This window comes from Pseudomonas sp. B20(2017) (assembly GCF_002113125.1).
Classification (GTDB): Bacteria; Pseudomonadota; Gammaproteobacteria; order Pseudomonadales; family Pseudomonadaceae; genus Aquipseudomonas.
On the sequence record NZ_NEJP01000006.1, the window covers coordinates 74,300 to 87,915 of the forward strand.

Genomic DNA, 13,616 nt, shown 5'->3' on the forward strand with positions numbered 1-13,616 from the left:
GTCTGTTTTTATCGTTGTATGAAGCCAAACCGGGGGTGCTTCTTGGCCGCCCCTCAGATGAAGACCATATTATGGTATTCCAACATTTTCACAAGACCGATCCGCTGTTTGCGACGGCATCTGATCCGGCATCCTCACTGATAGGCCACGTTCACGGCTATAGAAAAGCCCCGTAAATGCTGAGTTTCCGACGAATGCACCACGTTTATCGTTTCACCAAAAAAGCACTTGCAATCGATGTATTACGGTATACCATCAGGCCAACAAACGAATAAAAACACGCTTCACCGCACTCGAGGATTGACCAATGATCGATGCTGCCGTCTACAAACAAGTCATGGGCTCGTTCCCGTCCGGCGTCACCGTCATCACCACGCTTGATGACGACGGCCAGATCGTCGGCCTCACCGCCAGCGCATTCAGTTCGCTGTCGATGGACCCGGCCCTGGTGCTGTTCTGCCCCAACTACAGCTCCGACTCCTATCCCGTCCTGATCAAGAACAAACGCTTTGCCATTCACGTGCTGTCCGGCGGCCAGCAGAGCGAAGCCTACGCCTTCGCCCGCAAAGGCAAGGACAAGGCACAGGGCATCGAGTGGACGCTGAGCGAACTGGGCAACCCGATTCTGGCGAACGCGACAGCTATCATCGAGTGTGAGCTGTGGCGCGAATACGAAGGCGGCGACCACGCGATCATGGTCGGCGCGGTGAAAAACCTCATCGTCCCTCAGCAGGACGCCGACCCGCTGGTGTATTGCCACGGCAAGATGGGCGCCCTGCCTGCCTTTGCCTGACCCACACGATTGCACTTAAACAGGCCGGCAAGCGACCGGCCGACCACAAGAGATTCGAGGTAGCGTCATGAAATTTTCCCTGTTCGTACACATGGAACGCTGGGACGAAAGCGTCAGCCACCGTCAACTGTTCGAAGACCTGACCGAACTGACGTTGATGGCCGAGGCCGGTGGTTTCAGCACCGTGTGGATCGGCGAACACCACGCGATGGAATACACCATCTCGCCGAGCCCGATGCCGCTGCTGGCCTACCTCGCGGCCAAAACCACGACCATTCACCTGGGCGCTGGCACCATCATCGCGCCGTTCTGGCATCCGCTGCGGGTCGCCGGTGAATGCGCGTTGCTCGACGTGATCAGCAATGGCCGGATGGAAGTCGGTCTGGCGCGCGGCGCCTACCAGGTGGAATTCGATCGCATGGCCGGCGGCATGCCCGCCTCCAGCGGCGGCCAGGCACTGCGGGAAATGGTTCCGGTAGTGCGCGCGCTTTGGCAAGGCGATTACGCCCACAACGGTGAGATCTGGAAATTCCCCACCTCCACCAGCGTGCCGAAGCCGATTCAAAAGCCGAACCCGCCGATGTGGATCGCCGCCCGCGACCCGGACTCGCACAACTTCGCCGTGGCCAACGGCTGCAACGTAATGGTCACGCCGTTGATGAAGGGCGACGAAGAAGTCCTCGACCTGAAGAACAAGTTCCAGACTGCGCTGGACAACAACCCGGAGGTGCCGCGTCCACAATTGATGGTGCTGCGTCATACCCACGTGCACTCGGCGGATGACCCGGACGGCTGGAAGGTGGGCGCCAAAGCGATTTCACGTTTCTACCGCACCTTCGACGCCTGGTTCGGCAATAAGGAAACCCCAGTCAACGGCTTCCTCGCCCCGAGCCCGGAAGAGAAATTTGCCGGACGTCCGGAATTTGAACTGGAGAGCCTGCACAAGACGGCGATGATCGGCACGCCGGAAGAGATCATTCCGCGGATCAAGTACTACCAGGAACTGGGGGTGGATGAGTTCAGCTTCTGGTGCGACAACAGCTTGCCGCATGCGCAGAAGAAGAAATCGCTGGAACTGTTTATCAAGCATGTGGTGCCGGCATTCAGATAGACCTGCCGCCCGGCATACGAAAACGCCCCGAGATGTTCGGGGCGTTTTCATTTGGGGTTTCAGTCCAGGGACCGAGGCAGCGATAGCTCTGTCGTATCAGTCGCTAGTACTGGTAATCCAGAAAGAAAAATACGGCGTATAGAAAGAAGGCAAAGGCTGCCAACGCAGCACGCCACTCAGGATCTGCATCTCTTCCCAACCCACCCGGGGCAATTGAAATGCTCGCACCGCAGAAGTAGCAATAGACCCCCTGCGCAAACCACAGCTGAACCGCGAGCACAGTGAAAAAACGTCCCCAGCTGCCATTGAACTGAAAATAACCGTTGATGAGTGCCGCCGCCAACAAGGCAACACCTACACCGTGGCGATATTTGAAAAGCGCTGCAACTATTGAGTTTTGGGGTTTACACATCAACCGCTCCATTAGCAGGATTGTACAGATACCCCCCACTTTCTTTCTTAAATCCCAACCAAAATCACATATTCCGCCCCAAGCTCTCTTTGCAGGAGTTCCGCCAACAACTTACCCTCTTCTTTAAATACCAGCTCCAACACCTTACTTTTAAAACCTGAGTTTGGCGGATAGTTCATATCAAGAGTTTCATCGTACTTGGTAGCCCAAACCTTCAAGCGCGACTTAAGCACATCAGAAATCGGAAGATCCAGAGGATCGATATCACCATACTCGCCCGGAGACATATTCCATAAAGGATGACACTCATAATCAGGCATCAATTTTATAAAGTTCATTTAACGTTCCCTCTTGAACTCCCGAAAAAAGTAACAGATTTTCTTCTGCAATTGCCGACGAACGGCATCGGTGAGATCGTCCGACTCCGACAGAGACGCAGGATGTTTCGCAGATCAATCAAGGAAAAACGGTGGCCGCATCAGAGGACATTATTAGCGAAGCGTCCGACAGACCCCGCTAACTTCACCTCAGTGTTCAACAGCCAGTTTCGTCGCCACATCCTCCGGTGCCAGTACTCGACCATCGGCCGACAGCAACTCAAGCTTCCTGATCGGCTGACGCTTTTGCGCATCTACCATCACCGACCCGGGTTCGCCAGGCTCGAACATGAACTCCCCACCCCACTGCGACAACGCAACGATCACGGTTTGCAACGCCCGGCCCTTTTCAGTCAGCACGTACTCCTTGTAAGCGCTGCCATCGGACGCAGGCACCAGGCGCAGGATACCCCGCTCCACCAGCCCTTTTAGCCGCATGCTCAACATGTTCTTGGCGATTTCCAGGCTCTTCTCGAAATCGCTGAAACGACAGATGCCTGCCAGCGCATCGCGAATGATCAGCAGCGACCACCAGTCACCGATCAGGTCGAGTGTCCGGGCGATCGGGCAGGCATTGCCCGCAAGGCTTTTGCGCTTCATTTCGGGTGTCTCCGGGAAAACGGCAGGTTCAATGCGGTTGCATCTTACAACTCATGCCGCCAAACCGTTAACGCTTGCACCACGAAACTTAGCACCTGCGTACAAGTGGCCAATGCCCGTTGTCGCGATAGTGAACGCTGCCATCACGGCATCCACGCAGGCCCACACCCAAGGAGTTTTCATGAGCACATTCCAGACCCAAGACGGCACCGAGATCTATTACAAGGACTGGGGCAGCGGCAAGCCCGTCCTGTTCAGCCACGGCTGGCCGCTGGACGCCGACATGTGGGAATACCAGATGGAATACCTGAGCAGCCGCGGGTATCGCACCATCGCCTTCGACCGCCGCGGTTTCGGTCGCTCCGAGCAGCCGTGGACCGGCTACGACTACGACACCTTCGCCGACGATATCGCACAGCTGATCGAGCACCTGGATCTGCGTGACGTGACCCTGGTCGGCTTCTCCATGGGCGGCGGCGATGTCAGCCGCTACATTGCGCGTCACGGCAGTGAGCGCGTTGCGGGCCTGGTGCTGCTGGGCGCGGTGACGCCGCTGTTCGGCCAAAAACCGGACTTCCCCGAAGGCGTCGAAAAATCGCTGTTCGACGGGATCAAGGCCGGCTTGCTGAAGGATCGCGCGCAATTCATCGCTGATTTCAGCACGCCGTTCTATGGCCTCGACCAAGGCCAGAAAGTCTCCGACGGCGTGCTGACGCAAACCCTGAACATCGCCTTGCTGGCTTCGCTGAAAGGCACCGTGGATTGCGTTACCGCATTCTCGGAAACCGACTTCCGTCCGGACATGGCGAAAATCGATGTGCCGACACTGGTGATCCATGGCGACGGCGATGCCATCGTACCGTTCGAAATCACCGGCAAACGTGCTGCCGAGCAAATCAAGGGCGCCGAGCTGAAAGTGTATTCCGGTGCGCCGCACGGTTTCGCGGTGACCCATGCAGAAGCTCTGAACGAAGACCTGCTGGCATTCCTCAATCGTTGAGTTCGATATGAACTGAACGCCCGAAAAAGGGCCGTCGACAACTCTGTCGGCGGCCCTTTTTTTCCTTGTCCCGGATTTCCGTGCCACGGCAAAGCCCCGTATTTACGGGGCTTTCAGGCCTCTGCATCACGTTTTTATCTTCACATGCCAGCTTAATAATATTTTACCGATAACCACCCCCTCCCTAGTCTGATCCCAAGCACAGAGAACAGGTCGACAGCGACCTGAATCCAACGGCCTCGTGAGAAGGGATCAGAGATGACCACTGAAATAATAAAAACAGACACGCTTGTTGTCGGCGCCGGTCAAGCGGGTGTGGCCATGAGTGAACACCTGAGCAAACTCGGTGTGCCGCACCTGGTGCTGGAGCGCAGCCGCATTGCCGAACGCTGGCGCACCGGTCGCTGGGACTCGCTGGTGGCCAACGGTCCGGCGTGGCACGACCGGTTTCCGGGGATGGAATTCGATGATGTCGATCCGGATGGTTTTGCCCACAAGGAACGTGTCGCCGATTACTTCGAAGCCTACGCGAAGAAATTCAACGCGCCGATCCGCACCGGCGTCGATGTGAAAAGCGTGGTGCGCAATGTCGGGCGTCCGGGCTTCACCGTCGAGACCTCCGAGGGCGTGATCGAAGCGGCCCGCGTCGTTGCCGCCACCGGCCCGTTCCAGCGTCCGGTGATCCCGGCCATTGCGCCGAAGGATGAACGCCTGTTGCAGATTCACTCGGCCGACTACCGCAACCCGCAACAACTGCCGGCCGGTGCCGTGCTGGTAGTCGGTGCCGGTTCGTCGGGCGTGCAGATCGCCGATGAATTGCAGCGCTCGGGCAAGCAGGTTTACCTCTCGGTCGGCGCCCACGACCGCCCTCCTCGCGCTTACCGCAACCGTGATTTCTGCTGGTGGCTCGGTGTGCTCGGCGAGTGGGACCAGGCCGCGATGAAACCTGGCCGCGAACACGTGACCATCGCCGTCAGCGGCGCCCATGGTGGTCGCACCATCGACTTCCGTGGCCTGGCCCATCGCGGCATGACCCTGGTTGGCGTCACCGAATCGTTCAGCGACGGCGTGGTGACCTTCAAGCAGGACCTGCGCGACAACCTCAAGCGTGGCGACGAGAACTACCTCGCGCTGCTGGATGCCGCCGACGCCTACATCGAACGCAACGGCCTCGATCTGCCGCTGGAACCGGAAGCCCGCGAGACTTATCCGGATCCTGAATGCGTGAAAAAACCGCTGGCCGATCTCGATCTGGCCGCCGCCGGTATCACCTCGATCATCTGGGCCACCGGGTTTGCCGTGGACTATTCGTGGCTGAAAGTCGCCGCTTTCGACGACAACGGCAAACCACAACACCAGCGCGGTGTGTCCAGCGAATCGGGCGTGTATTTCCTCGGCTTGCCGTGGCAGTCGCGACGCGGCTCGTCGTTCATCTGGGGCGTATGGCACGACGCCAAGCACGTGGCCGATCACATCGCGACCCAGCGCAAATACCTGGCTTATCGCGATGCCGAACAACGCGAAGCCGCGCTGCACAACGCTGTCGACACCGTCGACGCTTGATTTCCCTCTTCAATCCCGGCGCCCGTCGCGCCGGGTCCGATTTCGTCAGGAGCCACACATGAGTCAGCCAACCCACACCCGCATCCGCATGTTCAACACCAAGGACACCTACCCGAACCAGACCCTGGACAACGACCTGTGCCAGGCCGTGCGCGCCGGCAACACTGTGTATGTCCGTGGTCAGGTCGGGACCAATTTCGATGGCGAACTGGTCGGCCTCGGCGACCCGCGCGCGCAGACCGAACAGGCGATGCGCAACGTCAAGCAACTGCTCGAAGAGGCCGGCAGCGACCTGAGCCATATCGTCAAGACCACCACTTACCTGATCGACCCGCGCTACCGCGAGCCGGTGTATCAGGAAGTCGGCAAATGGTTGAAGGGCGTATTCCCGATCTCCACCGGGCTGGTGGTGTCGGCCTTGGGTCAGCCGCAGTGGCTGATGGAAATCGATGTGGTGGCCGTTATCCCTGAGTAAGTCGGCAGACCGAGTCACGGCCATCGCGAGCAGGCTCACTCCCACAGAGAAATGCGTTCCAAATGTGGGAGCGAGCCTGCCCGCGATGAGGCCAGCTCAGACAAACGAGGAGTAAAGACATGACATTTTCCATCGCCGCCCGTTGCCCCGAAACCGGTCAGTTCGGCATCGCCATCAGCTCTTCCAGCATCGCCGTCGGCGCCCGCTGCCCGTGGCTGCTGCCGGGTGTCGGCGCGGTGTCGAGCCAGAACATCACTCTGCCGTCGCTCGGCCCGGAAGTGCTCGCCTTGATGGAGCAAGGTCAGGCGCCCGAGGCGGCGCTGGACAAGGTGCTGACCCGCAACGGCTACAGTCAGTACCGGCAGATCACTGCCATCAATCACCTCGGCCAGACCGCGCATTTCAGCGGCGCGCAGACCCTCGGCGTGCACAACGCCGTGTCCGGCGAACAGTGCGTGGCGGCGGGCAACATGCTCGCCGGGCGCTCGGTGATCGAAGCCATGGTCAGCGCGTTCGAAGAAGGCGAAGGTCAATTGGCCGATCGCCTGATCAAGGCCTTGCACGCCGCCCAGGCCTTGGGCGGTGAAGCAGGCCCGGTGCATTCGGCAGCCGTAGTCGTGGTTGGCGAACTGACCTGGCCCATCGTCAACCTGCGGGTGGACTGGGCCGATGAAGATCCGATCGGCCAACTGCAAAAGCTCTGGGACGCCTATCGCCCGCAGCTTCAGGACTACATTGACCGCGCCCTCGACCCGGCGAAGGCGCCGGGTTATGGAGTTGCCGGAGACGATCGATGAGCAACAGCGTCGCGTTGCTCAAGACGCTGGTGGGGTTCGATACCACCAGCCGCGAGTCCAACCTGCAATTGATCGACTTCGTGCGCAGCTACCTCGAAAGTTTCGATGTGCCGTGCGAGCTGATTTACAACGATGAGCGCAGCAAGGCCAACCTGTTCGCCACGATCGGCCCGGCCGATCAGCCGGGCATCGTGCTGTCGGGGCACACCGATGTGGTGCCCGTTGATGGCCAGCCATGGACGCTGCCACCGTTTGAACTCAGCGAGCATGACGGTAAGCTCTATGGTCGCGGCACGGCGGACATGAAAGGCTACATCGCCTGCGTGCTAGCGCTGGTGCCGTCGTTGATCGAAGCTCCGTTGCGACTGCCCGTGCACATTGCCCTGTCGTACGACGAAGAGGTCGGCTGCCTCGGTGTGCGTTCGCTGCTCAAGGTGCTGGAGCAGCGTCCGGTCAAACCGCTGCTGTGCATCATCGGCGAGCCGACCGAACTCAAACCGGTGCTCGGGCACAAGGGCAAACTGGCGGTGCGCTGCGATGTCCAGGGTCACGCCTGTCACTCGGCCTACGCGCCGCTCGGAGTGAACGCCATCGAATGCGCCGCCGAGCTGATCGGCGAGCTGGGGCGTATCGGTCGAAAGCTCAGGGATGAACATCTCGACCCGCGTTTCGACCCGCCGTATTCCACGGTGCAAACCGGTGTGATCAGCGGTGGCAAGGCGTTGAACATTGTCCCCGCCGACTGCCGTTTCGACTTCGAGATCCGCGCCCTGCCCTCGCAGGATCCGGCGCTTGTCGCGCAGCAACTCAGGGCCTACGCCGAGCAGCAAATGCTGCCGCGCATGCGGGCCGTCAGTGAGCAGAGCGATATCCGGTTCAGTGAATTGTCGGCCTATCCGGGATTGGCCACAGATGCCCGAAGCAAGGCTGCGGAACTGATCGCCATGTTCTGTGGTTCGGACGATTTCGGCACCGTGGCGTTTGGGACTGAAGGCGGATTGTTCGATGAGGTGGGGATTCCCACGGTGGTGTGCGGCCCCGGCAGCATGGATCAGGGCCACAAGCCGGACGAGTTCGTCAGCGTCGATCAGCTCACGGCCTGCGATGCGATGCTGCAACGGATGCTGGCGTTGATTCGCCTTTGATTCCTGCCCCCAACGTTGTGGGAGCGGGCTTGGTCCGGGCGGCTCTCCGGCATGGCATCAGATCAGCCTCTGCTTATGCTGAGGCTGACAGCCTCTTCGCGGGCAAGCCCGCTCCCACAGTAATCCGGCGATTGACGCAGATTTCCGATGCGCCGCAACCGACAGACAGCTGCTCCAATGGAGGTCAGCTGCGTTGTCGTTCATGACGCTGAAACACCCGAAACAAAGCGTTTTCATCTGACCGAAGAGCCTCGTTTTTTTAACGCCTGAAGCAACAAAACTACTAATTTATCTCTCACCTTTCCTTGCCCATGATCAACCCCAACAAGAAATGCGCCGTCCGTGCCGGCGCTCACTGAAGTACGTCCACGTACTCGTCCTTGCCTTGGAGTTCGTCATGGCCACCTCTGCAACAACGTCCGCACCGCTCATTGAAAAACACACGATCGGCTACGTGCCGCCCGAAGATCGCCACGGAAAGGTTCGGGATCTGTTCACCCTCTGGTTCGGCGGCAATATCGCGCCGCTGCCCATCGTCACCGGCGCTCTCGGCGTGCAGCTGTTTCACCTGAATCTGGTGTGGGGCATCGTCGCCATTCTGGTCGGCCATCTGGTCGGCGGTGTGCTGATGGCGCTGCACTCGGCGCAGGGCCCGCAGATGGGCATTCCGCAGATGATCCAGAGCCGTGCGCAGTTCGGTTCCCTCGGCGCGCTGCTGGTGGTGTTGATTGCCGGCGTCATGTACATCGGCTTCTTCGCCTCCAACATTGTGCTCGCCGGCAAGTCCCTGCATGGTGTGGTCGACAGCGTTCCGGTGCCAGTCGGCATCGTCATCGGCGCGCTGGGTTCGGGGATCATCGGCATCATCGGTTACCGCTTCATTCACGTGCTCAACCGCATCGGCACCTGGGTCTTGGGGATCGGCATCGTGGTCGGCTTCGGCTACATCCTCACCCACATCCAGAGCGATGATTTCCTCACTCGCGGCAGCTTCAACATCTCGGGCTGGCTCGCCACCGTGTCGCTGGCGGCGCTGTGGCAGATCGCGTTTGCGCCTTACGTCTCGGACTACTCGCGCTACCTGCCGGCGAACGTGCCGGTGGCGGCGACCTTCTGGACGACCTATCTGGGATCGGCACTGGGTTCGAGCCTGTCGTTCGTGTTTGGCGCGGTCGCCGTGCTTGCAACGCCCGTGGGCATGGACACCATGGACGCGGTGAAACTTGCCACCGGCGCCATCGGCCCATTGATGCTGGTGCTGTTCCTGCTCAGCGTGATCAGCCACAACGCCCTCAACCTGTACGGCGCAGTGCTGTCGCTGATCACGCTGGTACAAACCTTCGCCTACCGCTGGATTCCGACCGCCAAGAGTCGTGCGGTAATTTCGATCATCGTGCTGCTGGCCTGCTGCTTCGCTGCGGTCGGCGCCTCGGCAGACTTCATCGGCCACTTCGTCGACATGGTGCTGGTGCTGCTGGTGGTGTTGGTGCCGTGGACAGCGATCAACCTGATCGACTTCTACGCCATTCACAAAGGCCAATACGACATCGGCTCGATCTTCAAAGTCGACGGCGGCATCTATGGCCGCTACAACCCGCAAGCGTTGCTGGCCTATGCGATCGGTATCGCCGTGCAGATTCCGTTCATGAACACGCCGCTGTACGTCGGGCCGGTGTCGGCGCACATCAACGGCGCGGACCTTTCGTGGGTGGTCGGCTTGCTGGTGACCTCGCCGCTGTATTTCTGGCTGGCGACTCGTGACAGTGCTTATCGTCGGCGACTGACATCCGGGAAACTGGCGGGCAGTCTCTGAGATTGACTCGATGCACCACCAAGGTCCGCCCTGTGCGGGCCTTCTGCTTTGCGTTGTGCTATTTCTTTACGCCCGACGACAACCGGAGATGGAAATCCAATGCTGCGAATTCTGGGCAAAGCCTCATCGATCAATGTGCGCAAAGTGCTGTGGGCCTGTGCTGAACTGAACCTTCCCTTCGAACGCGAGGACTGGGGCTCAGGTTTTCAATCGACGTCGACGCCGGAGTTCCTCGCACTCAATCCCTGCGCGATGGTGCCGGTGATTCAGGACGATGACTTCACGCTGTGGGAGTCGAACTCGATCATTCGCTATCTGGCGTCGCGTTATGCCGGCGAACAACTTTACCCAAGCGAGGCACGCGCCCGAGCGCGGGTGGATCAATGGATCGACTGGCAGGCTTCGGAGTTGAACAAATCCTGGTCTTACGCGTTCATGTCGCTGGTGCGCAAGTCACCCTCGCATCAGGACAGCGTTGCTCTTGCGACCGGTTGCCGGGAGTGGACAAGGCACATGGAGATCCTCGACCGGCAGCTGCAAAAAACCGGCGCCTATGTCAGCGGCGAGCAGTTTTCCCTCGCCGACATCCCTATCGGCCTGTCGGTCAATCGCTGGTTCGAGACGCCGCTGGAACATCCAAATCTGCCGGCGGTGAGCGATTATTACGAACGCTTGAGCCAGCGCCCCGCTTACCGGTTGCACGGACGCAACGGCACCCCGTGATGCCGGTCATCTGTTTTTGAACGCCTCACGCCGCGCCTGTCGTTCGGCGGCGTATGCCTCCTGCGGCTGGCTGATCAGATCCTCACGACGCAACACTTCACCGCAGTGATCGCACAACGGCCCAAGGCCCGCGCTGTGGTTGCAGGTCTTGTGGGTCATGTTCACGGCCAGCCCTTCCTCCGGCGACTTGCACCAGGTTTCGCCCCAGGCGCGTAACGCAATCACCACCGGGTAAAACGCCTCGCCTTTTGCGGTGAGGTGGTACTCGTAGCGTTTTGGCCGCTCGTTGTACAAGCGGCGCTCGACCAGCCCGTCCGCCTCCAGGCTTTTCAGACGGGCGGCAACCATCTGCGGCGTACCGCCGGTCTGGGCCAGGATCTCGTCGTAGCGATGGCTGCCCATGAACAATTCGCGCAAAACCAGCACCGTCCAGCGGTCGCCGACGATCGCCTCGGCCCGGGAAATCGGGCACAGCGTATCGGGAAGACTATCGTTTACAGCCATCAGGGCTTGCCTCTTTCACAGTTACTATGATTATCATATCGACAAGATGCGGGAACAAGCCCTGAGCATCGATCACTCTCATTGCCGGAGTACATCGTCATGTCGAAACCTCTCTATCCGCTCGACAGAACCGCCTACCTGCTGGTCGATCCGTACAACGATTTTCTCTCCGACGGCGGCAAGATCTTTCCGCTGATCAAGCCAATGGCCGAGCAGAACGGCCTGCTCGACAACCTGCGCAAACTCGATCGTGCCGTACGGGCACTGCCGATTCCGGTCGTCATCGTACCCCATCATCGCTGGGTCAAAGGCGACTACGAGAACTGGGATCACCCAAGTCCGACCCAATGCAAAATCATGCACATGCACCACTTTGCGCGCGGCGAATGGGGCGGTGAATGGCATCCTGATTTTGCGCCGAAGGACGGCGACATCGTGGTTCAGGAACACTGGGGCTCCAGCGGCTTCGCCAATACCGACCTGGATTTTCGGCTGAAACAGCAAGGCATCACCCACGTAATCATCGTCGGCCTGCTGGCCAATACCTGCATCGAAGCCACTGCGCGCTATGCATCGGAACTCGGCTATCACGTCACGCTGGTGCGCGATGCCACCGCCGCGTTCAAAGAGGAAATGATGCACGCCGCCCACGAACTCAACGGCCCGACGTTCGCCCATGCCATCACTACCACAGACGAACTGATCGCCAATCTTCAGTCGCAGGGTGACGCGAAATGAGTCTGAGCGGCCACCTGCTGATCGGCGCCGCTGACGTGCCCGCCACCGAGGGCACGATGAAGGCGCTGAATCCGGCGACCAACTCGCTGATCGAACCGGAATTCGCCTTCGGCGGTACGGCGCAGGTCGATCAGGCGGCAACCCTCGCCGACGCGGCCTTCGACAGCTACAGCCACACTTCGCCGGCCGAACGTGCGGCGTTTCTGGAAAGCATCGCCGACAACCTCGACGCCGTGCGCGAGGAGCTTGCAGCCCGCGCCGCACTTGAAACCGGTCTGCCTCAGGCGCAGCTCGAAGGCGAAGCCGCCCGGGCCGCGACCCAGTTCCGTCAGTTCGCCGAGGTGGTGCGCAAGGGGCGCTTTCTGCAACTGGCGATAGACCCGGCGCAACCTGATCGCCAGCCGCGACCACGGATGGATCATCGCCTGCAGAAAGTCGCCATCGGCCCGGTGGCGATCTTCGGTGCGAGCAACTTTCCGATCTCCTATTCGGTGGCCGGCGGTGACACCGCGTCGGCACTCGCGGCCGGTGCGACGGTGATTCTCAAGGCGCACAACGCGCATCCCGGGGCCTCGGAAATTCAGGCTCGCGCTATCCGCAAAGCGGTGCAGATGCATGGCCTCCACGAGGGTGTTTTTTCGATGGTGCGCGGTGGCAGCAATGCCATCGGTGAGGCACTGGTCGATCATCCTTTGATTAAAGCGGTGACGTTCACCGGCTCGGAGCTGGGCGGCATGGCGCTTTATCGCCGCGCGCAGTTGCGGCCTGATCCGATTCCGGTTTTCACCGAAATGACCAGCGTCAATCCGACGTTCATCTTGCCCGCAGCGCTGTCCGCACGTGGCGACAAGATCGGCGACGGATTTATCGAGCGGATGCTGGTCAACGTCGGTCAGGCCTGTCTGTGTCCGTCGATTCTGATTGCGGTCGAAGGCGAAGGTCTGCAAGCGCTACGTAGCGCCATGATCAAGCGGGTCAGCGAAGCGCCGGCGCGTACGATGCTGACGCCGGGGATTCACGGTTCATACGTCAAAGGCCTGGTGGCGATGGAAAGCGTGGGGGCGAATCTGGTGGCGGTCGGCGCACCGGCGGATGGTCAATTTGAGGGACGCTCGGCACTGCTGGAAGTTAACGGCCAACGCCTCCTCAGCGAGCCGGCACTGGCCCACGAGGTGTTCGGCCCGGCCGCTCTGTTGGTAACAGTCAGGGATGATGAAGAGTTGCTGGCGGTCGCCCGATCGTTCAAGGGTCAACTGAGCGCAGCCATTCACCTTGAAGACCGCGATCTGGATCTGGCCCGGCGTCTGCTGCCGATCCTCGAGCGCCGCACCGGACGCATTGTGGTCAACGCCTTTGCTCATCCGCAGGAAGTGACCTTCGCCACCGTACACGGCGGGCCGTTCCCGGCCACATCGGACAGTCGCTTCACTTCGGTCGGCATGACCTCGATCGAGCGCTTTTTGCGGCCGGTGGCGTATCAGGGCTTTCCCGATGCGTTGCTGCCGGAGGTATTGCGCGACGGTAATCCACTCGACCTGCCCCGCAGCATCGACGGCCAATAAAAA

The 13,616-nt window shown here is 60.2% G+C and carries 15 protein-coding genes; 11 read left to right on the plus strand and 4 right to left on the minus strand.

Going from position 1 to position 13,616, the window contains the following annotated elements; translation table 11 throughout:
* Positions 1 to 307 precede the first annotated feature (307 nt).
* Both CAF63_RS10520 and CAF63_RS10525 read left to right on the plus strand, forming a co-directional pair.
* Entirely contained in the window at positions 308 to 793 is a 486-nt protein-coding gene (locus CAF63_RS10520; protein WP_085690287.1) for a flavin reductase family protein, read from the plus strand.
* Between the two features lie 67 nt (positions 794 to 860).
* A complete protein-coding gene (locus tag CAF63_RS10525; RefSeq protein ID WP_085690285.1) occupies positions 861 to 1,904 on the plus strand; it encodes an LLM class flavin-dependent oxidoreductase in 1,044 nt (347 codons plus the stop codon).
* A gap of 103 nt (positions 1,905 to 2,007) precedes the next feature.
* Here the strand turns inward: CAF63_RS10525 and CAF63_RS10530 are convergent, their stop codons facing one another.
* The 3 genes from CAF63_RS10530 to CAF63_RS10540 all read right to left on the minus strand — a co-directional run bounded on the left by CAF63_RS10530 (position 2,008) and on the right by CAF63_RS10540 (position 3,293).
* On the minus strand, positions 2,008 to 2,316 hold the full coding sequence (locus CAF63_RS10530) for a hypothetical protein (protein WP_085690283.1): 309 nt from the start codon (positions 2,314 to 2,316) through the stop codon (positions 2,008 to 2,010).
* 47 nt (positions 2,317 to 2,363) lie between these two features.
* Entirely contained in the window at positions 2,364 to 2,654 is a 291-nt protein-coding gene (locus CAF63_RS10535) for a hypothetical protein (protein ID WP_085690281.1), read from the minus strand.
* A gap of 189 nt (positions 2,655 to 2,843) precedes the next feature.
* Complete coding sequence (locus tag CAF63_RS10540) at positions 2,844 to 3,293, minus strand: helix-turn-helix domain-containing protein (protein ID WP_085690279.1); 450 nt, start codon at positions 3,291 to 3,293, stop codon at positions 2,844 to 2,846.
* Positions 3,294 to 3,474: 181 nt separating this feature from the next.
* Here CAF63_RS10540 and CAF63_RS10545 point away from each other — a divergent pair, with 181 nt between their 5' ends.
* The 7 genes from CAF63_RS10545 (at position 3,475) to CAF63_RS10575 (ending at position 10,809) form a co-directional block, all read left to right on the plus strand.
* Positions 3,475 to 4,293, plus strand: a complete 819-nt coding sequence (locus CAF63_RS10545; protein ID WP_085690277.1) for an alpha/beta fold hydrolase — start codon at positions 3,475 to 3,477, stop codon at positions 4,291 to 4,293.
* Positions 4,294 to 4,551: 258 nt separating this feature from the next.
* Positions 4,552 to 5,856, plus strand: coding sequence for an NAD(P)/FAD-dependent oxidoreductase (locus CAF63_RS10550; RefSeq protein WP_085690275.1), 1,305 nt, complete (start codon positions 4,552 to 4,554; stop codon positions 5,854 to 5,856).
* A gap of 58 nt (positions 5,857 to 5,914) precedes the next feature.
* On the plus strand, positions 5,915 to 6,331 hold the full coding sequence (locus CAF63_RS10555) for a RidA family protein (RefSeq protein ID WP_007950460.1): 417 nt from the start codon (positions 5,915 to 5,917) through the stop codon (positions 6,329 to 6,331).
* 119 nt (positions 6,332 to 6,450) lie between these two features.
* The gene (locus CAF63_RS10560) at positions 6,451 to 7,128 is read left to right on the plus strand and encodes a DUF1028 domain-containing protein (protein ID WP_085690273.1); all 678 of its coding nucleotides are present in this window, start codon (positions 6,451 to 6,453) and stop codon (positions 7,126 to 7,128) included.
* Positions 7,125 to 8,273 (plus strand): acetylornithine deacetylase, encoded by a 1,149-nt coding sequence (gene argE, locus CAF63_RS10565; protein WP_085690271.1) that lies wholly within the window; start codon positions 7,125 to 7,127, stop codon positions 8,271 to 8,273. The genes CAF63_RS10560 and argE overlap by 4 nt, the downstream gene beginning before the upstream one ends.
* 397 nt (positions 8,274 to 8,670) lie before the next feature.
* Positions 8,671 to 10,086, plus strand: coding sequence for a cytosine permease (locus tag CAF63_RS10570; protein ID WP_085690269.1), 1,416 nt, complete (start codon positions 8,671 to 8,673; stop codon positions 10,084 to 10,086).
* A 99-nt stretch (positions 10,087 to 10,185) separates the two neighbouring features.
* Positions 10,186 to 10,809 (plus strand): glutathione S-transferase family protein, encoded by a 624-nt coding sequence (locus CAF63_RS10575; RefSeq protein ID WP_085690267.1) that lies wholly within the window; start codon positions 10,186 to 10,188, stop codon positions 10,807 to 10,809.
* 6 nt (positions 10,810 to 10,815) lie between these two features.
* Here the strand turns inward: CAF63_RS10575 and CAF63_RS10580 are convergent, their stop codons facing one another.
* Positions 10,816 to 11,313, minus strand: a complete 498-nt coding sequence (locus CAF63_RS10580; protein WP_085690265.1) for a helix-turn-helix domain-containing protein — start codon at positions 11,311 to 11,313, stop codon at positions 10,816 to 10,818.
* 99 nt (positions 11,314 to 11,412) lie between these two features.
* Between CAF63_RS10580 and CAF63_RS10585 the strand changes: the two genes are divergently transcribed.
* Together CAF63_RS10585 and CAF63_RS10590 are read left to right on the plus strand one after the other, a co-directional pair.
* Positions 11,413 to 12,051, plus strand: coding sequence for an isochorismatase family cysteine hydrolase (locus CAF63_RS10585; protein ID WP_085690263.1), 639 nt, complete (start codon positions 11,413 to 11,415; stop codon positions 12,049 to 12,051).
* The gene (locus tag CAF63_RS10590; protein ID WP_085690261.1) at positions 12,048 to 13,613 is read left to right on the plus strand and encodes an aldehyde dehydrogenase (NADP(+)); all 1,566 of its coding nucleotides are present in this window, start codon (positions 12,048 to 12,050) and stop codon (positions 13,611 to 13,613) included. The genes CAF63_RS10585 and CAF63_RS10590 overlap by 4 nt, the downstream gene beginning before the upstream one ends.
* Positions 13,614 to 13,616: the final 3 nt, after the last annotated feature.